General features: G+C 55.0%; 15 protein-coding genes and 1 other RNA gene. 6 read left to right on the top strand and 10 right to left on the bottom strand.

Annotated elements, in window-relative coordinates; translation table 11 throughout:
* The first annotated feature begins 160 nt into the window (after positions 1-160).
* The 3 genes from zapA to IB226_RS16470 all read left to right on the top strand — a co-directional run bounded on the left by zapA (position 161) and on the right by IB226_RS16470 (position 1391).
* Positions 161-490, top strand: coding sequence for a cell division protein ZapA (zapA, locus tag IB226_RS16480; RefSeq protein ID WP_007890288.1), 330 nt, complete (start codon positions 161-163; stop codon positions 488-490).
* A 40-nt stretch (positions 491-530) separates the two neighbouring features.
* Positions 531-714: non-coding RNA, 6S RNA (gene ssrS / locus IB226_RS16475), on the top strand.
* Between the two features lie 80 nt (positions 715-794).
* Complete coding sequence (locus IB226_RS16470) at positions 795-1391, top strand: 5-formyltetrahydrofolate cyclo-ligase (RefSeq protein ID WP_192236442.1); 597 nt, start codon at positions 795-797, stop codon at positions 1389-1391.
* A 38-nt stretch (positions 1392-1429) separates the two neighbouring features.
* On the opposite strand, the gene serA is transcribed toward IB226_RS16470, so the two are convergent.
* Positions 1430-2668 (bottom strand): phosphoglycerate dehydrogenase, encoded by a 1239-nt coding sequence (serA, locus tag IB226_RS16465; RefSeq protein WP_192236441.1) that lies wholly within the window; start codon positions 2666-2668, stop codon positions 1430-1432.
* A gap of 279 nt (positions 2669-2947) precedes the next feature.
* Positions 2948-3607 (bottom strand): ribose-5-phosphate isomerase RpiA, encoded by a 660-nt coding sequence (gene rpiA, locus IB226_RS16460; RefSeq protein ID WP_110867997.1) that lies wholly within the window; start codon positions 3605-3607, stop codon positions 2948-2950.
* Between the two features lie 181 nt (positions 3608-3788).
* Between rpiA and IB226_RS16455 the strand changes: the two genes are divergently transcribed.
* Positions 3789-4694, top strand: coding sequence for a LysR family transcriptional regulator ArgP (locus IB226_RS16455; RefSeq protein ID WP_007890292.1), 906 nt, complete (start codon positions 3789-3791; stop codon positions 4692-4694).
* A 38-nt stretch (positions 4695-4732) separates the two neighbouring features.
* Here the strand turns inward: IB226_RS16455 and IB226_RS16450 are convergent, their stop codons facing one another.
* Positions 4733-5461 (bottom strand): oxidative stress defense protein, encoded by a 729-nt coding sequence (locus IB226_RS16450; protein WP_101761944.1) that lies wholly within the window; start codon positions 5459-5461, stop codon positions 4733-4735.
* Between the two features lie 217 nt (positions 5462-5678).
* On the opposite strand from IB226_RS16450, the gene IB226_RS16445 reads away from it, so the two are divergent.
* The gene (locus IB226_RS16445) at positions 5679-6986 is read left to right on the top strand and encodes an MFS transporter (RefSeq protein ID WP_192236439.1); all 1308 of its coding nucleotides are present in this window, start codon (positions 5679-5681) and stop codon (positions 6984-6986) included.
* On the opposite strand, the gene IB226_RS16440 is transcribed toward IB226_RS16445, so the two are convergent.
* Positions 6973-7671, bottom strand: coding sequence for a transcriptional regulator (locus IB226_RS16440; protein ID WP_101761942.1), 699 nt, complete (start codon positions 7669-7671; stop codon positions 6973-6975). The genes IB226_RS16445 and IB226_RS16440 overlap by 14 nt on opposite strands.
* Positions 7672-7728: 57 nt before the next feature.
* On the opposite strand from IB226_RS16440, the gene IB226_RS16435 reads away from it, so the two are divergent.
* Positions 7729-9987, top strand: coding sequence for an FAD-dependent oxidoreductase (locus IB226_RS16435; RefSeq protein ID WP_370579971.1), 2259 nt, complete (start codon positions 7729-7731; stop codon positions 9985-9987).
* Here IB226_RS16435 and argO read toward each other — a convergent pair.
* The 6 genes from argO to tkt all read right to left on the bottom strand — a co-directional run bounded on the left by argO (position 9984) and on the right by tkt (position 17553).
* On the bottom strand, positions 9984-10607 hold the full coding sequence (gene argO, locus IB226_RS16430) for an arginine exporter ArgO (RefSeq protein WP_110868000.1): 624 nt from the start codon (positions 10605-10607) through the stop codon (positions 9984-9986). The two genes, IB226_RS16435 and argO, sit on opposite strands and share 4 nt — an antisense overlap.
* Positions 10608-10735: 128 nt before the next feature.
* The gene (gene mscS, locus IB226_RS16425) at positions 10736-11611 is read right to left on the bottom strand and encodes a small-conductance mechanosensitive channel MscS (protein ID WP_101761939.1); all 876 of its coding nucleotides are present in this window, start codon (positions 11609-11611) and stop codon (positions 10736-10738) included.
* A gap of 188 nt (positions 11612-11799) precedes the next feature.
* On the bottom strand, positions 11800-12879 hold the full coding sequence (gene fbaA, locus IB226_RS16420; protein WP_110868001.1) for a class II fructose-bisphosphate aldolase: 1080 nt from the start codon (positions 12877-12879) through the stop codon (positions 11800-11802).
* A gap of 104 nt (positions 12880-12983) precedes the next feature.
* A complete protein-coding gene (gene pgk, locus IB226_RS16415) occupies positions 12984-14147 on the bottom strand; it encodes a phosphoglycerate kinase (protein ID WP_101761937.1) in 1164 nt (387 codons plus the stop codon).
* Positions 14148-14198: 51 nt separating this feature from the next.
* Positions 14199-15218, bottom strand: a complete 1020-nt coding sequence (gene epd, locus IB226_RS16410; RefSeq protein ID WP_192236435.1) for an erythrose-4-phosphate dehydrogenase — start codon at positions 15216-15218, stop codon at positions 14199-14201.
* Positions 15219-15561: 343 nt separating this feature from the next.
* Positions 15562-17553, bottom strand: a complete 1992-nt coding sequence (gene tkt / locus IB226_RS16405; RefSeq protein ID WP_192236433.1) for a transketolase — start codon at positions 17551-17553, stop codon at positions 15562-15564.
* Positions 17554-17565: the final 12 nt, after the last annotated feature.

The raw sequence follows: 17565 nt of genomic DNA, 5'->3' as shown, positions 1-17565 counted from the left end.
CGTCGTTGGCAGAATAAGTTCGTGTTATGCTACCACCAGGTGCCTCTGGGTTTCCAGAAAAGGGGTTGTAACTTATAACTCGGGTATATATAGTTTCGCACCTCCCAACCCATTGACCGGTAAGGGAGATGCGATCGAAGTAATCAGTTAGGATGGTGGCATGTCTGCACAACCAGTAGATATTCAAATTTTTGGTCGTTCGTTAAGAGTGAATTGCCCGCCTGAACAGCAAGATGCGCTGAATCTGGCCGCAGAGGATCTCAATCAACGGTTGCAAGATTTAAAAGTTCGCACTAGAGTCACCAATACAGAGCAACTGGTGTTCATCGCCGCGTTAAACATCTGCCACGAGTTGGCACAAGAGAAAGGTAAGACGCGCGACTATGCAGCAAACATGGAACAACGTATCCGCATGCTGCAGCAGACCATTGAACAAGCGTTAGTAGAGCAAGGTCGCATAACTGACCGCCAGGGCCCTAATTTTGAATAAAGCTTCATGGTCACTCATGCTATAGTGACGGTGAAGTAAATTTTCTCTGAGATGTTTGCAAGCGGGCCAGTCCCCTGAGCCGATATTTCATACCAACAGAATGTGACGCTCCACAATTTGTGCGCATGCTCGGTCCGTCCGAGAAGCCTAATAGTTGTGACGGCATGTTCACCTTGAACCAAGGGTTCAAGGGTTACAGCCTGCGGCGGCATCTCGGAGATCTCCATTTAGTAGCAAGTCTGTTTCCCCGGTTCGCATGATATAATCGCTTTTAAGAAGCGATTATTCCGGGGATATAGATATCATGCCAGCGCCCTCCCTTCTCGACCGTCAAGACATCCGTCAGCATGTGCGCCATTTGCGCCGTAATCTCACGTCTGAGCAACAGGAACAAGCCGCCGATCAGTTGGCTGAACACGCCATCAACATGGCACCGATCGCTAATGCCCAACGCATTGCGCTGTTTTTATCTGTCGATGGAGAGATCAACACCCGCCCGCTGATCGCCAAACTTTGGCAGCAAAAAAAGCAGGTTTACTTACCGGTGCTTCATCCCTTCTCGCCGGGCAATCTGCTGTTTATCCGTTACACGCCAGAAACGCCACTCGCGCCAAATAAACTTCGCATCCCGGAACCGCCGCTGGATATCACGCAACTGGCCACGCTGGATCAGCTGGATGTGATGCTGGTGCCGCTGGTGGCGTTTGACTATGCTGGCCAACGTTTGGGAATGGGTGGCGGATTCTACGATCGCACGCTGCAAAACTGGCAGCAGCATGGTTTTCTGCCGGTGGGCATCGCACATGATTGTCAGCGCGTAGAAGCATTGCCGGTTGCCGCCTGGGATGTGCCGCTCCCCGCGATTCTGACGCCATCGAAACTGTGGCAGTGGGAAGCGTGAGCAGGAAAAACAAAGGGCGCCAATGGCGCCCTGTTTAATCAGTACAGCAGACGGGCGCGGATGGTGCCCGGAATCGCCTTCATCGCCTGCAGCGCTTTATCCGCTGCATCCTGCTCAGCATCAATATCGATCACCACGTAGCCCATAATTGGCGTGGTTTGCAGATACTGCGCGGCGATGTTGATGCCCTGCTCGGCAAAAATCTGGTTAATGGCGGTCAGCACACCCGGACGGTTTTCATGGATGTGCAGCAGACGGCTAGCACTTGCCGCATGCATCGGCAGTGAGACTTCCGGGAAGTTAACCGCAGACAGCGTAGAACCGTTGTCGGAGTATTTCGCCAGCTTGCCAGCCACTTCGATACCGATGTTTTCCTGCGCTTCCTGCGTTGAACCACCAATGTGCGGCGTCAGGATCACGTTATCGAACTCGCACAGCGGTGAGTTAAACGGATCGCTGTTAGTCGCAGGCTCGACCGGGAAGACGTCGATAGCGGCACCGGACAGATGTTTATTCGCCAGGGCATCACACAGCGCCGGAATATCGATCACGGTACCGCGCGCGGCGTTGATCAGCAGCGCGCCCGGCTTCATCAGCGCCAGCTCTTCCGCGCCAATCATGTTCTGAGTGGATTGCGTTTCAGGAACGTGCAGGCTGACCACGTCGCTCATGTTGAGCAGATCGGAGAGATGACGCACCTGAGTGGCGTTACCCAGCGGCAGCTTGCTTTCGATATCGTAGAAGAACACGTGCATACCGAGGCTTTCTGCCAGTACACCCAGCTGCATGCCGATGTGGCCGTAACCGATGATGCCCAGTTTCTTGCCGCGAGCTTCAAACGAACCGTTGGCGACTTTATTCCAGATGCCACGGTGCGCTTTGGCGTTGGCTTCCGGAATGCCACGCAGCATCAGCAGCATTTCGCCAATCACCAGCTCTGCAACAGAACGGGTGTTGGAGAACGGCGCGTTGAACACCGGCACACCGCGTTTCGCCGCTGCAGCGAGATCAACCTGGTTAGTACCGATACAGAAGCAGCCGACTGCTACCAGCTTTTCTGCGGCAGCAAAGATCTCTTCAGTCAGTTGGGTACGGGAACGGATACCAATGAAGTGCGCATCGCGGATGGAGGATTTCAGCGACTCCGCATCCAGCGCCCCTTTGTGAAACTCGATGTTGGTGTAGCCTGCTGCACGCAGGTTTTCCAGCGCACTCTGGTGAACGCCTTCCACCAGCAGGAACTTAATCTTGTCTTTTTCCAGTGATACCTTTGCCATTTCCCGACCCTATTCAGAATTCAATGAGGACTACCATAAGGTAGCCTTCTGTCAAAATATCAAAAATTTCGTGCGCAGCAATACAAACGATTGCCTGGGAGCCAGCACGCGCCCACGCGGAGACAGCACAATGCCGTACAAAATCGTGACATCCTTAATGGACGAAGTACGAACTTACTGCTGATGAATCTTTTGTGACATAAGTCACCAAATTTCAGCCTGGTGAGAAAAGATGTTTTGCGGATGGAAATAACCGGCGCATTACGCGCGCCGGACAGATCATTTTACGATGGTTTTCACGCCTTCTGCGGTACCAATCAGTGCGACGTCCGCACCACGTCCCGCAAACAGGCCAACGGTCACTACGCCCGGCAGCGCATTAATGGTTTTTTCCAGTTCGATGGGATCGAGAATACGCAGATTATGCACGTCGAGAATAATGTTGCCGTTGTCGGTAATGACGTTCTGGCGATACTCCGGCAAGCCGCCGAGTTTGACCAGTTCACGCGCCACATACGAACGCGCCATCGGAATCACTTCAACCGGCAGCGGGAAATGGCCCAGCACATCAACTTCTTTCGATGCATCGGCAATGCAGACAAATTTCTTCGCCACCGCCGCAACGATTTTCTCACGCGTCAGCGCTGCGCCACCGCCTTTGATCATCTGCATCTGCGGATTGATCTCATCGGCGCCATCAACGTACACCGACAGTTCATCAATTTCGTTGAGATCGAAGATGTGAATGCCCAGCGCTTTCAGTTTCTCCGTTGAGGCTTCCGAGCTGGAAACCGCACCTTCAATCTGATTCTTCATGGTGCCGAGTGCATCAATAAAATGCGCTGCCGTCGATCCCGTGCCTACGCCGACAATAGTGCCGGGCTCTACGTACTGCAGGGCTGCCCAACCTACCGCTTTTTTCAGTTCATCCTGGGTCATGGTATGTTTAAAACCTGTGCGACATCGAAGTGCGCGTAGTATAAAACAAGGCGCTGTAAAAAAGCGCGACAGTTAGACAGCCGATTTAACACTTTGGAAGCCAGCCCGCAAAAATGCGCCGCAGCACAATTTGACAGTTTTATGGCATAGTAATGTCCACCCTGAACGAGAGAGAACAACAATGAAACGCCCGGATTATCGAACGCTTCAGGCGCTGGATGCTGTGATTCGCGAGCGCGGCTTTGAGCGTGCGGCACAAAAACTCTGCATTACCCAATCGGCGGTTTCGCAGCGTATTAAACAGCTGGAAAATTTATTTGGTCAGCCGCTGCTGGTGCGCACCGTGCCGCCGCGTCCGACCGAGCAGGGACAAAAGTTACTGGCGTTGTTGCATCAGGTTGAACTGCTGGAAGAGGAGTGGCTGGGTGATGATAACGGTGGAACCACGCCGCTGTTGCTGTCGCTGGCGGTCAACGCCGACAGCCTGGCCACCTGGCTGCTGCCCGCGCTGAAAGACGTGCTGGCCGATTCCCCAGTGCGCCTGAATTTGCAGGTGGAAGATGAAACCCGCACGCAGGAACGTCTACGTCGCGGTGAAGTGGTCGGCGCGGTGAGTATTCAGCCGCAGCCGCTGCCAAGCTGTCTGGTGGATCAACTGGGTGCGCTCGATTATCTGTTCTGCGCCTCACCTGATTTTGCTGCTCGCTATTTCCCGAACGGCGTAACACGCTCTGCGCTGCTGAAAGCGCCGGCGGTGGCATTTGATCATCTGGACGATATGCATCAGGCGTTTTTACAGCAGAACTTTGACCTGTCGCCGGGCAGCGTGCCTTGCCACATCGTTAACTCGTCAGAAGCCTTTGTGCAGCTGGCGCGTCAGGGTTCGGTGTGCTGTATGATTCCGCATCTGCAGATTGAGCGCGAGTTAGCGCAAGGTGAACTGGTGGATTTGACGCCAGGCCTGTATCAGCGTCGTATGCTGTACTGGCACCGGTTTGCGCCGGAAAGTCGTTTAATGCGCAGCGTGACCGACGCGCTGATTGCGCACGGACATCGCGTGCTGCGTCAGGATGTGTTGCCAGCGTAAAGATCAGGTCGCCCTTCATGGCGACCTGATATCAAACCTTACGGCGTGTTTGGTTTGATTTCAAAGACGACATCTACCTGGTCGTCAAAGTGAATGCTCTGCTGCTCGTAAGTTTGCTGCGCGGTGGTATCAGCTTGTACTGCGGCGGCCTTATACATGCGCGCCATCGGCATCGGTTGATAGTTCGCCACGTGATAGCGGATGCTGTAAACCGAACCTAACTTAGCGTTAAACCCTTCTGCCAGCGCGTTAGCCTGCTGCGTAGCATTAGCGATGGCCACTTTACGCGCCTTCTCTTTGTAGCTGTCCGGATTCGCCACACCTAACTCGACCGAACGAATTTCATTCAGGCCAGATTTTAACGCGCCATCCAACAGCTCGTTGAGTTTGTCCAGCTGGCGCAGCGTTACCTGTACCTGACGCTCGGCACGATAGCCTTTCAGTACCGACTTACCTTCTTTGGTGTAATCGTACTCTGGCTGCGTGCTGAGGTTTGCCGCATCAATATCTTTTTTCTCGATACCGTTCTTTTGCAGGAAATCGAAATATTGCGCCACGCGATCATCAGCTTGTTTCTTCGCTTCTGCCGCGTCTTTCGACGAAACATTCACCACAATCGCGAGCGTCGCGAGATCTGGCGTGGCATCAACGCTTGCCTGTCCAGAAGTCACCACATGCGGTCCATTTGGCAATTCGCCTGCCTGAACTAAACCGGACAGTGCGCCCGTGCTCATTACGGCGGCCAGCGCCAGTGCTTTCAGTTTCACGAAAGTCCTCCTTGAGGGATTCAATTTGCAGGTCGCCATTATGGCTAAACCCAAAACACATTAACATGTGTGCTTATCTGATTAGTAAACGGCTCAAAAGTTCGAGCAATCTCCTTTTTAACGTAGCCGCGATCGCAAATTTAGCTGTACGGATTCGCCAATAAAACACTTATTCGTTTCTATTAAAGAAACACCTCTGAGTTCGGGAGAGTTGCCAATGACAGAACAGCCACTTAGCCAAACCGTTGCCAGCGCTCGCGCGGGACGTACGCGCTTTCTGATGCTCGGTCTGGTGTTTATTAACATCATTATCAACTATATGGATCGCACTAACCTGTCGGTTGCCGCTACGGCAATGGCTGGCGAATTGCGCTTCTCGCCCATGGAGATGGGATTGATCTTTTCCGCCTTTGGCTGGATCTACGCTGCGCTACAAATTCCCGGCGGCTTCCTCATCGATCGCCTTGGCGCGCGCGTGGTTTATGGCGTCGGTTTATTTGCCTGGTCGCTGATCACCGCGCTGCACGCGCTTGCCAACAGCTTTGGCGCGCTATTTGGTCTGCGGCTCGGCGTCGGTGCTTTTGAAGCGCCGGTGATGCCCTCCAACAACCGGGTGATCTCTAGCTGGTTCCCGGAGCAAGAGCGCGCCAGTGCCATCGGCATTTACTCCTCAGCGCAGTTTGTCGGCCTGGCGTGTATGACGCCGCTGCTGTTTCATCTGCAGGATGCTTTTGGCTGGCGCGGACTGTTTTTGATCACCGGACTTGCGGGGATGATTTGGGCGCTGGTGTGGTATTGGCTCTACCGCGAGCCGAATCAGCATCAAGGCGTGTCAAAAGCTGAGCTCAGCTATCTGCGTGACAATGGTGCGCTGCTGGAGAGTCGACAAAATTCGCAGCAGCCCATAGCGCGCTGGGGCGATTTGGCGCAGATGTTCCGCAGTCGTAAATTGGTCGGCATCTACATTGGCCAGTTCACCATTTCCGCCACCTTCTGGTTCTTCCTCACCTGGTTCCCGACGTATCTGGTGGAGTATCGTCACATGGGCTTCATCAAAAGCGGCTACGTTGCTTCGCTGCCCTACTTCGCCGCCTTCTGTGGCGTGCTGCTGGCCGGATTTGCCTCAGATCGCATGATACGTCGCGGTATCTCCGCTAGCGTGGCGCGCAAGCTACCGGTGATCCTTGGCCTGTTCCTGACGCTGTTTATCCTTGGCGCCAATTACACCAACGATTCCACGCTGATTATTCTGTTTATGTCGCTGGCGTTCTTCGGCAACGGCCTGGCGACCATTACCTGGGTGTTTGTCACGGCGTTGGCGCCGCGCCACTTGATTGGTCTGGCGGGCGGCGTATTTAACTTTACCGGTGCGCTGTCATCCATCGTGGTGCCGATTGCCATTGGTGCGTTAATCGACGGCGATAACTTCGCGCCAGCCCTGGCATTTATCGCCGTGCTGGCCGCGATTGGCATCTGCAGTTACCTGTTTATTGTCGGGAAAATCGATCATGTTAGCGCGGGGTGAACACGGTTTGCGCCAGCGATTGCAACTGTTGCAGGCGCTGCGCGAGGTGCGCCTCATCATCCTGCCAGATTTTGGCGAACGCCAATGCCGCGCGATTGTGATCAATCGGCTGCGCCATGCTGATTTCGCCATCATCGCGATGCCAGATCAGGTAACCCTCAGCACGCTTACGCGCCAGCAGCGGCGCGATTTGCAGCCACTGTTCTTCGCTAAAACGCGGGCGCAGCGCCTCGTCACTTTCCGCCGCCAGCAACGACACGCCAATCACCGATTGCCACGCGGGCAGCATGCGGAAACCGGCCAGCGCCTGGCTGGCGTTAATGCGTTCACCGGGTTCCGAGTGCCAGATGTAGATCACCTGATCCTCCCACAACACGCCCAGCGCCACCACGATATCGCGCGGCGCGTGGCGTTCCAGCTGCGGCAACGCCTGCGCGAACAGCGAAGATCCGCGAATCGCCTGTGCCGCCAGCGCGTGAATACCGGGGCCAGGCAGATAGCGTCGATGCTCATCCTGCGTCGTCAGTCCAATCGACGCCATGGTCATCAGCAATCGATTCACACGCGTGCTGTTCATCCCCATCTGGCGCGCCAGTTCACGGCAACCCACGGCCTTATCACTGGACACCAGATATTGCAGACAGCGAATACCGTCAATCAGGCTTTGGTTCGGTTGAGAAGACATAGATCACCTGCGGCGGGCAAACTCCAATCTTAGCCTTAGAGTCAGAGGAATGAAATGATGCAAACTTTCTCTACGCAAAATGAGCGCCACTTTCCGCAACAACGACTACAAGCGGAGTTACTGATCGTCGGCGGTGGACTGGCGGGCGTGTGTGCCGCGCTGGCCGCCGCACGCGATGGCCTTGATGTGGTGCTGATTCAGGATCGCCCGGTGCTGGGCGGCAACGCTTCCAGCGAAGTGCGCTTGTGGGCCAACGGTGCGACCTCACACATGGGCAATAACAATCGCTGGGCGCGCGAAGGCGGCATCATGGGCGAGATCATGGAGGAGAACCTGTGGCGCAATAAAGAGGGCAATCCGGTACTGTTCGATATGGTGCTGCTGGACATCGTACAGGCGCAGCCCGGCCTGACTTTGCTGCTCAATACGGTGGTGACCGATATCGAAAAATCTGGCCGCCGCTTGCTGTCAGTGCAGGCGTTCAACGCCATTAATCAAACGCGTTATCGGGTTTCGGCTACACAATTTATCGATGCCAGCGGCGATGGCGTATTGGGCTATCTGGCCGGTGCGGCGCATCGCGTGGGCGCGGAATCGGTGGAGGAGTTTGGCGAGAAGATGGCGCCGGGCGAGAATTTCGGCCACAAGCTCGGACATTCGATTTACTTCTACACCAAGCGCACGGCACAACCGGTACGCTTCGTTGCGCCCTCTTTCGCACTAAAAGAGATCACCGCCATTCCGCGCTATAAACGGCTAAGTTCAGAGCTGAACGGCTGCGATTTATGGTGGCTGGAATGGGGCGGACGGCTCGATACCGTGCATGAGAGCGAAACCATCAAGTGGGAACTGTGGAAAATTGTCTGGGGCGTGTGGGATTACATCAAAAACTCCGGTGAATTTCCCGATGCCGATAACCTCACCATCGAATGGGTTGGCCTGATTCCCGGCAAGCGCGAGAGCCGGCGTTTTCTCGGCGAGACGATGCTGTGCCAGCAGGACATCATCGAACAACGCGACCACTACGATGCAGTGGCATATGGCGGCTGGTCGATTGATCTGCATCCGGCCGACGGCGTCTACAGCGAACACGATGGATGTCGTCAGTTCCACAGCAAAGGGACTTACACCATTCCCTTCCGCGCGCTCTACAGCCAGTCGCTGGACAATCTGCTGCTCACCGGCCGACTGATCTCCGCTACGCACGTCGCCTTTGGCAGCGCACGCGTCATGTGCACCTGCGGCGTGCTGGGCGAAGTGGTGGGCCGCGCGGCGGCGCTGTGCCAGCAACAGCAGATCACGCCCGCCGAACTGGCGCAGCCTGAGCGCGTTGGGCAGCTGCAGCAGCATCTGCTGCGTCAGGGTGCGTTTATCCCGCGACATCCGTTGGCCAACCCAGCGCGCCAGGCGCATGTCACGGTGAGCAGCACCTTAGAGTTGCGCGCCCTGCCCGCCGATGCCGGTTGGCAGCCGCTGCAATCTCGCTGTGCGTTGCTGCTGCCGCTCAAAGCGGGCGAACGCTTGCCGGCAATCAGCGTGCAGCTGCGTGCCGCCAACGCGCAGAAATTACAGGTATCGCTGCTCACCAGCGCTAATCCGGCCAATACCTGCGGCGACTGCCAACTGAGCACGCAAAGTATCACGGTTACTGAGCAAGGCACTTATCGACTGAGCTTTGATTATCGCGCCGAATGCGATCGCTATGTATTTATCGCCTTTGAGGAGAACGCTGCGATTGAGGTTGCATTAACCAGCCAGCGTTTGCCGGGCGTGATGATGGTGTTCAACAGTCTCAATCCGCGCGTGGCGAAACGCACACGCCAGATTAACGATGGCGATTACGGCGTTGATGAGTTTGATTTCTGGCTGCCGCGCCGGGCTCCACAGCAAATCCTGCTGGCCTTTGCGCTGGAAACGCCGCTGCAGCTTTGGCACGGCGACTATCTGCTCAACGGCAAGCTGCGCCCGGAACAGCACACTAACTGCTGGGTGCCGGCGCAGGATGACACGCATCCCAACGTCAGCTGGCATTGGAATGAACCGCAGCAGGCGAAACACATTACCTTGCTGTTTGACAACGACTTCGACCATGCGATGGAAACGGTGCAAATGGGCCACGCACAGGCTGTGACGCCGCACTGCACCACACATTATCGCGTATGGCTTGATGAGATGCTTTTGGCAGACGTGACGGAAAATCATCACTCGCTGTGTCATCACTTGGTGCCAGAATGCGTGATTTTTAGCCAGATACGACTGGAGTTGCTCGCCAGTGCGGGCGCGCTGCCCGCACTGTACGGATTACATCTGCATTAGAGTGCAGCAATGCCCTGACGCGCCAGCTGAATGGCGATAAACCACATCACGCCGCCGACCAGCAAATTGATAATGCGCTGCGCCCGCACGGTGCGCAGCCGCGGCGACAGCCACGCGGCCAGCAGCGCCAGGCCGAAGAACCAGATAATTGAGGCACTCACGGTGCCAAATGCAAACCAACGACGCGCGTCTTCAGACGGAAGCTGGCTACCGAGGCTGCCGAGCACCACAAAGGTGTCGAGATAGACGTGCGGATTGAGCCAGGTCACCGCCAGAATAGTAGCGATGATGCGCCAGCGACCTTGCTTTATCTCCGCATCAGATGCCAGCGACACATCACCTTGCCATGCAGCGCGCAGCGCGCCCCAACCGTACCACAGCAAAAACGCCACGCCCGCCCAAGTGATCAGCATCAGTAAGAGAGGCGATTGATTCAGCAACGCGCTGCCGCCAAAAATCCCACCACAGATCAGCGCAATATCGCTAAGGGTACACAGCGATGCGGTCATCAGGTGGTAATGGCGCTTAATGCCCTGATTCATCACAAAAGCATTTTGCGGGCCTAATGGCAAAATCAGCGCAGCACCAAGGGCAAGCCCTTGTAAATAAACAGATAACACGGAAATAACCTTAATAACTGGGGAGATGCGATGCAGTATAGTGACGCGAAGATATTAGAGGAAATTGAAATATTTAATAGTCTATTAGAATGATTAATAAAAAAGGCACCCGCAGGTGCCGTTCTCTATTATTCGCTGCGTGCAGGCTGTTGTTGCTCGCTCTTCACCTGATGCAGATGCACATCCATCTGCGGGTAAGGAATGCCGATGCCGTTCGCGTCCAGCGTACGTTTGAAGTTCTTCATCAGATCCCAATAGACGTTTTGCAGATCGCTGCTTTTACTCCAGCAACGCACCACAAAGTTGAGCGATGAAGCCGCCAGTTCATTTAGGCCGATCTGTACGCCGAGGTCTTGCAGTACGCGCTCGTCCGCATCAACCACTTCACGCAACAGGCTAATAACCTGATCGACATCCGCATCGTAAGCCACACCAATAATGAACTCGTTGCGACGGATCGGTTCACGTGAATAGTTAACGATATTGCCGGCGATAATTTTACCGTTGGGTACCACCACGATTTTGCCATCAGCGCTTTTCAGCGTAGTGGAGAAAATCTGCACGTTCTGTACGGTACCCATCACGCCGCCGAGATCGACAAACTCACCGGTTTTGAACGGGCGGAAGGTCACCAACAGCACGCCAGCAGCCAGGTTGGACAGCGAACCTTGCAGCGCCAAACCCACAGCCAAGCCAGCAGCACCCAGCACGGCAATCACTGAGGCGGTTTGTACGCCAACGCGTCCCAGTGCAGCAATGACGGTAAAAGCGATAATTCCGTAGCGCACCATTGCAGAAAGGAAATCTGCCACAGTGGCATCAATATGACGCGCCAGCAGAACGCGGTTAATCGCATTGGAGACGATGCGCGCAATGAACATACCAATGATGATGGTAATAATCGCCGCCACAATATTGACCGCATAGCTCAGGATCAACGCCTGATTACGTATCAGCCATCCACCAGCACTATTAATGCCATCAACGACATGTAAATCTTCCATTTGTTAGCCCTGTTGTTGAGTTTCCCGCGGGAAATTGCCAAAAACTGCCAGATTGACTCCGACACTCCGAATACAAGGGTAAACAAAAATAAGGCGAAGCGCCAAAAATGGCCTGAATTCGTGGGATTTTCTGAATGAGACGCATAAAAAAAGGCCCTTGCGGGCCTTTTTTGTACTGTACGGAAAAATTACAGTACGTCGACAGCGTTAAGCTCTTTGAAAGCCTGCTCCAGGCGAGTCACCATGGAAGCCTGCGCTGAGCGCAGCCATACGCGTGGATCATAATATTTCTTGTTCGGGCTATCCACGCCTTTAGGGTTGCCTAATTGGCCTTGCAGATATGCTTCGTTTTCTTTGTAGAACTTCAGAATACCGTCCCATGTTGCCCACTGGGTATCTGTATCGATGTTCATTTTAATTACGCCGTAACCAATTGATTCTTTGATTTCTTCTGGAGATGAACCTGAACCGCCGTGGAACACGAAATCGAGCGCGTTATGCGGCAAGTTGTGTTTTTTAGTCACGTATTCCTGAGAATCACGCAGGATGGTCGGCGTCAGTTTCACGTTGCCTGGCTTGTACACGCCGTGCACGTTACCGAATGAAGCAGCGATGGTGAAACGTGGGCTGATTTTGCTCAGCTCGGTGTAAGCGTAATCAACGTCTTCTGGCTGAGTGTACAGCGCAGAAGCGTCCATGTGGCTGTTGTCCACGCCGTCTTCTTCGCCACCGGTACAACCCAGTTCGATTTCCAGGGTCATATCCAGTTTGGCCATGCGCGCCAGATACTTAGAAGAGATCTCGATGTTCTCTTCCAGTGACTCTTCAGACAGGTCGATCATGTGAGAAGAGAACAGCGGCTTACCGGTTTTCTTGAAGTGCTCTTCACCCGCGTCCAGCAGACCGTCGATCCACGGCAGCAGTTTCTTGGCACAGTGGTCGGTATGCAGAATTACTGGCACGCCGTACTGTTCAGCCATCAGATGCACATGGTATGCACCCGCGATAGCGCCGAAGATAGCCGCGCCCTGCGGCTTGTCGGTTTTGAAACCTTTACCGGCGATGAAGGCAGCACCACCATTGGAGAACTGAACGATGACCGGCGCTTTCACTTTGGCCGCAGCTTCCAATACCGCGTTAATAGAATCCGTGCCGACGCAGTTAACTGCTGGCAGAGCGAATTTGTTCTCTTTCGCTACCTGGAAAATTTTCTGAACGTCGTCACCAGTGACAACGCCGGGTTTTACGAAATCAAAAATTTTAGACATGTTTGTGTCCCGTTTCGTTACCGTTCATCCCCGAAGGGATTGCGATTTGTTTGCCCCATAAAGGGCTAGCCTTCAGGCGACGCGCAAGCGTCGCCCCCAAAGAGTTACTGCTTCGCGCGCTCTTCCAGCATAGCAACTGCTGGCAGTTTTTTACCTTCCACGAACTCGAGGAATGCGCCGCCGCCGGTAGAGATGTAAGAGATCTTATCTTCGATACCGAACAGATCGATTGCAGCCAGCGTATCGCCGCCGCCTGCCACTGAGAATGCATCGCTATCGGCGATTGCATTTGCCACGATTTCGGTACCTTTACGGAAGTTCGGGAACTCGAACACGCCAACCGGACCGTTCCACAGAATGGTTTTCGCGCCTTTCAGAATCGCGGCCATCGCCTGTGCGGTTTCGTCGCCGAAGTCCATAATCTCTTCGTTATCCGCCACTTCGGAAACCTTTTTCACGGTTGCCGGGGCAGTTTCAGAGAATTCCGTGCCTACGCGAGAATCAGTAGGAACCGGGATACCAAACTGATCACGCAGACCTTTTGCTGCTTCGACGAAGTCTGGCTCATACAGTGATTTACCGACATTGTTATCGATAGCCACGAAGGTATTCGCGATACCGCCGCCGACAATCACGGTGTCAGCAATCTTCACCAGCGACTGCAGCACATCAAATTTGGTCGACACTTTAGAACCGCCAACCACAGCAACCAGCGGACGCTCTGGATTACTCATCACTTTACCCAAAGCTTCCAGCTCAGCTGACAGCAGCGGACCGGCACACGCGATTGGGGCAAATTTGCCTACGCCGTGGGTAGAAGCCTGTGCGCGGTGCGCGGTACCGAACGCATCCATCACGAACACGTCGCACAGTGCGGCATATTTCTTCGACAGCCCTTCTTCGTCTTTTTTCTCGCCTTTGTTAAAGCGCACGTTTTCCAGCACAACCAATTCGCCCGCGCCGACTTCAACGCCGTCGAGGTAATCTTTTGCCAGGGTAACGTTGGTGCCGTTCAGTTTATCTTTCAGGTAGTTAACAACCGGCAGCAGGGAAAACTCTTCGTTGTATTCACCTTCGGTCGGACGACCCAGGTGAGAGGTAACCATCACTTTCGCGCCCTGTTTCAACGCCGCTTCGATGGTAGGCAGAGAAGCACGAATACGTGCATCTGACGTCACTTTCCCTTCTTTCACTGGCACGTTGAGATCGGCACGGATCAGAACGCGTTTACCAGCAAGATCCAGATCGGTCATCTTAATTACAGACATGGTGAACCCTCTCGTTGATTCTCATAAGTTTTGCCAGACGCAGTCCGCGTCTTACCTGAAACCGCTTGCGGCCATTGCTAACGTGGTGTCGATCATGCGGTTAGCAAAGCCCCATTCGTTGTCACACCAAACCAGCGTTTTGATAAGGTGATGACCACTGACCCGCGTTTGCGTGCCATCGACTATGGCACTGTGCGGATCATGGTTAAAATCTACTGAGACTAACGGTAATTCCGTATAGTCAACTATACCACGAAACGCCCCTTCTGACGCGTTTTGCAGCAACGCGTTGACCTCACACGCCTTCACCGCTTCGCGCACCGACACGCTCAGATCAATGGCTGTCACGTTGATGGTGGGCACGCGCACGGCAATCGCCTCAAAGCGATCGTTAAATTTCGGAAAAATACGGGTAATGCCAGCAGCGAGACGCGTATCTACCGGAATGATCGATTGGCTGGCGGCGCGGGTACGACGCAGATCGCTGTGATAGGCGTCGATCACCTGCTGATCGTGCATCGCCGAGTGAATGGTGGTCACGGTGCCCGACTCAATGCCAAAGGCGTCATCCAGCAACTTGATCACCGGAATAATGCAGTTGGTGGTGCAGGATGCGTTGGAGACAATGCGGTCAGTTTGTTTAAGAGCTTGTTCGTTAACACCGAATACGACTGTGGCATCGAGATCGTTGCCGCCCGGATGCGAGAACAACACTTTCTTCGCGCCCGCCGCCAAATGGGCTTCGCCATCAGCGCGGCTACCGTACACCCCGGTACAATCCAGCACGATATCCACATTCAGTTCGCGCCACGGCAGCGCATCAATTTCAGCCTGATGCAGGATGCGAATGGTGTCGTCGCCAACAAACAGTTGATCGCGCTCCTGGCGCACATCAAAGGCAAAACGGCCGTGGCTGGTGTCGTACTTCAGCAGATGCGCCATGCCGGCGGCGTCTGCCAGCTCGTTAATGGCGACCACGGTGATCTCAGCCCGGCGACCGGTTTCATACAGGGCACGCAACACATTACGCCCGATACGACCAAAACCATTTATTGCTACGCGAACGGTCATCTCTACCTTCAACCACACCCGAAAAAACGTGCCGATTAGCCTGAGCGTTTCACACCGTTTTGTACAGGGAATTATTGCTTACCCGCACGAGTGAGATGCACGATTTTATTCACAACTGAAACGGTTCAGCTAGAGTAATGCAAGAGAGGAATAACGGGAATGATTGCGATCAAGTGAGTGGCTGAATATTGGATCTACGTCACAAATTTTGCACTGGCGGATTATTACTGCAGGAATAATTGAACCGTTTCAGGTTAGATACGCCGGCATTGCAGGTGCGCGCGATGAATCGCGCCGCTACAGGCGATGCATAACCGGTAGCGGCGCAATTTACTTCACAAAGTTACAGAATCGATTTCGCCGTTTTCACCACATTTTCAACGGTGAAGCCAAACTCTTTGAACAGCTGATCCGCAGGCGCTGACTCACCGAAGGTGGTCATGCCGACGATCGCCCCGTTCAGGCCGGTGTATTTGAACCAGTAATCCGCGATACCCGCTTCAATCGCCACGCGTGCGGCAACGGCTTTTGGCAGCACGGATTCACGATAAGCCGCGTCCTGCTTGTCGAAGGCGTCGGTGGATGGCATAGACACCACGCGCACCTTGCGGCCTTCCGCCGTCAGCTGATCAAACGCCGCCACCGCCAGTTCCACTTCTGAACCGGTAGCGATCAGGATCAGCTCTGGCGTACCTTCGCTGTCCTTCAGCACGTAACCGCCGCGCGCCACGTTAGCCAGCTGCTCAGCGCTACGATCCTGCTGCGCCAGGTTCTGACGCGAGAAGATCAGCGCCGACGGGCCGTCAACGCGCTCAATCGCGTACTTCCACGCCACCGCTGACTCAACCTGGTCGCACGGGCGCCACAGGCTCATGTTTGGCGTCACGCGCAGGCTGGCCATCTGCTCAACCGGCTGGTGCGTAGGGCCATCTTCGCCCAGACCAATCGAGTCGTGGGTGTAAACCATTATCTGACGGATTTTCATCAGCGCGGCCATGCGGGCGGCGTTGCGCGCGTACTCGACGAACATCAGGAAGGTGGCGGTGTACGGCAGGAAGCCGCCGTGCAGCGCGATACCGTTGGCGATGGCGGTCATACCGAACTCGCGCACGCCGTAATGGATGTAGTTGCCCGCCGCATCTTCGTTGATCGGCTTCGAGCCGGACCACATGGTGAGGTTGCTCGGCGCGAGGTCAGCGGAGCCGCCCAGATATTCCGGCAGGATTTTACCGAAGGCTTCGATGGCGTTCTGCGAGGCTTTACGGCTGGCGATTTTCGCCGGACTGGCCTGCAGCTGCTCGATGAACTTCTGCGACTCGCTGGCCCAGTTCGCCGGCAGCTCATTGTTCACGCGACGTTTGAACTCGGCAGCCAGTTCCGGATGCGCGGCGGCGTAGGCGGCAAACTTCTGGTCCCATGCGGACTCTTTCGCCTGGCCGGCTTCTTTGGCATCCCACTGCGCGTAGATGTCTGAAGGGATTTCAAACGGACCGTGGTTCCAGCCGAGCTGCTTGCGGGTCAGCGCGATTTCATCGGCACCCAGCGGCGCGCCGTGCGAGTCGTGCGTACCGGCTTTGTTCGGCGAACCGAAGCCAATCACGGTTTTGCACATCAGCAGCGAAGGCTTGTCGGAAACCGCTTTGGCTTCTTCCACCGCTTTTTTAATCGCGTCCGCATTGTGACCGTCCACGCCGCGCACCACGTGCCAGCCGTAGGCTTCGAAACGTTTGGCGGTGTCGTCGGTGAACCAGCCGTCAACGTGACCGTCGATGGAGATGCCGTTGTCATCGTAGAAGGCAACCAGTTTGCCCAGCTTCAGGGTACCGGCGATGGAGCAGACTTCGTGTGAGATGCCTTCCATCATGCAGCCGTCGCCCATAAACACGTAGGTGTTATGGTCTACGATGTCATGACCCGGACGGTTGAACTGCGCTGCCAGCGTGCGCTCGGCAATGGCAAAACCGACTGCGTTAGCGATGCCCTGACCCAGCGGGCCGGTGGTGGTTTCAACGCCTGCGGTGTAGCCGTATTCCGGGTGGCCTGGAGTTTTAGAGTGCAGCTGACGGAAGTTCTGCAGCTCGCTCATTGGCAGATCGTAGCCAGTGAGGTGCAGCAGGCTGTAAATCAGCATTGAGCCGTGACCGTTCGACAGCACAAAGCGGTCGCGGTCTGCCCACAGCGGGTTAGTAGGGTTATGGTTCAGGAAGTCACGCCACAGCACTTCGGCAATGTCCGCCATGCCCATTGGGGCACCCGGATGTCCCGAATTGGCTTTCTGTACTGCATCCATACTTAACGCGCGAATGGCGTTGGCAAGCTCTTTACGAGAGGGCATCTTCTACTCCAG

The organism is Pantoea sp. PNT03, from assembly GCF_014852515.1.
GTDB classification, from domain to species: Bacteria; Pseudomonadota; Gammaproteobacteria; order Enterobacterales; family Enterobacteriaceae; genus Pantoea; species Pantoea leporis.
This window is presented reverse-complemented; position numbering and strand designations above follow the sequence as displayed.

Bases quoted from the DNA above. Each gene is read 5' to 3' on its own strand.
- zapA (WP_007890288.1), top strand. From the start codon at position 161: ATGTCTGCACAACCAGTAGATATTCAAATTTTTGGTCGTTCGTTAAGA.
- IB226_RS16470 (WP_192236442.1), top strand. From the start codon at position 795: ATGCCAGCGCCCTCCCTTCTCGACCGTCAAGACATCCGTCAGCATGTG.
- serA (WP_192236441.1), bottom strand. From the start codon at position 2,668: ATGGCAAAGGTATCACTGGAAAAAGACAAGATTAAGTTCCTGCTGGTG.
- rpiA (WP_110867997.1), bottom strand. From the start codon at position 3,607: ATGACCCAGGATGAACTGAAAAAAGCGGTAGGTTGGGCAGCCCTGCAG.
- IB226_RS16455 (WP_007890292.1), top strand. From the start codon at position 3,789: ATGAAACGCCCGGATTATCGAACGCTTCAGGCGCTGGATGCTGTGATT.
- IB226_RS16445 (WP_192236439.1), top strand. From the start codon at position 5,679: ATGACAGAACAGCCACTTAGCCAAACCGTTGCCAGCGCTCGCGCGGGA.
- IB226_RS16440 (WP_101761942.1), bottom strand. From the start codon at position 7,671: ATGTCTTCTCAACCGAACCAAAGCCTGATTGACGGTATTCGCTGTCTG.
- IB226_RS16435 (WP_370579971.1), top strand. From the start codon at position 7,729: ATGCAAACTTTCTCTACGCAAAATGAGCGCCACTTTCCGCAACAACGA.
- mscS (WP_101761939.1), bottom strand. From the start codon at position 11,611: ATGGAAGATTTACATGTCGTTGATGGCATTAATAGTGCTGGTGGATGG.
- fbaA (WP_110868001.1), bottom strand. From the start codon at position 12,879: ATGTCTAAAATTTTTGATTTCGTAAAACCCGGCGTTGTCACTGGTGAC.
- pgk (WP_101761937.1), bottom strand. From the start codon at position 14,147: ATGTCTGTAATTAAGATGACCGATCTGGATCTTGCTGGTAAACGCGTT.
- epd (WP_192236435.1), bottom strand. From the start codon at position 15,218: ATGACCGTTCGCGTAGCAATAAATGGTTTTGGTCGTATCGGGCGTAAT.
- tkt (WP_192236433.1), bottom strand. From the start codon at position 17,553: ATGCCCTCTCGTAAAGAGCTTGCCAACGCCATTCGCGCGTTAAGTATG.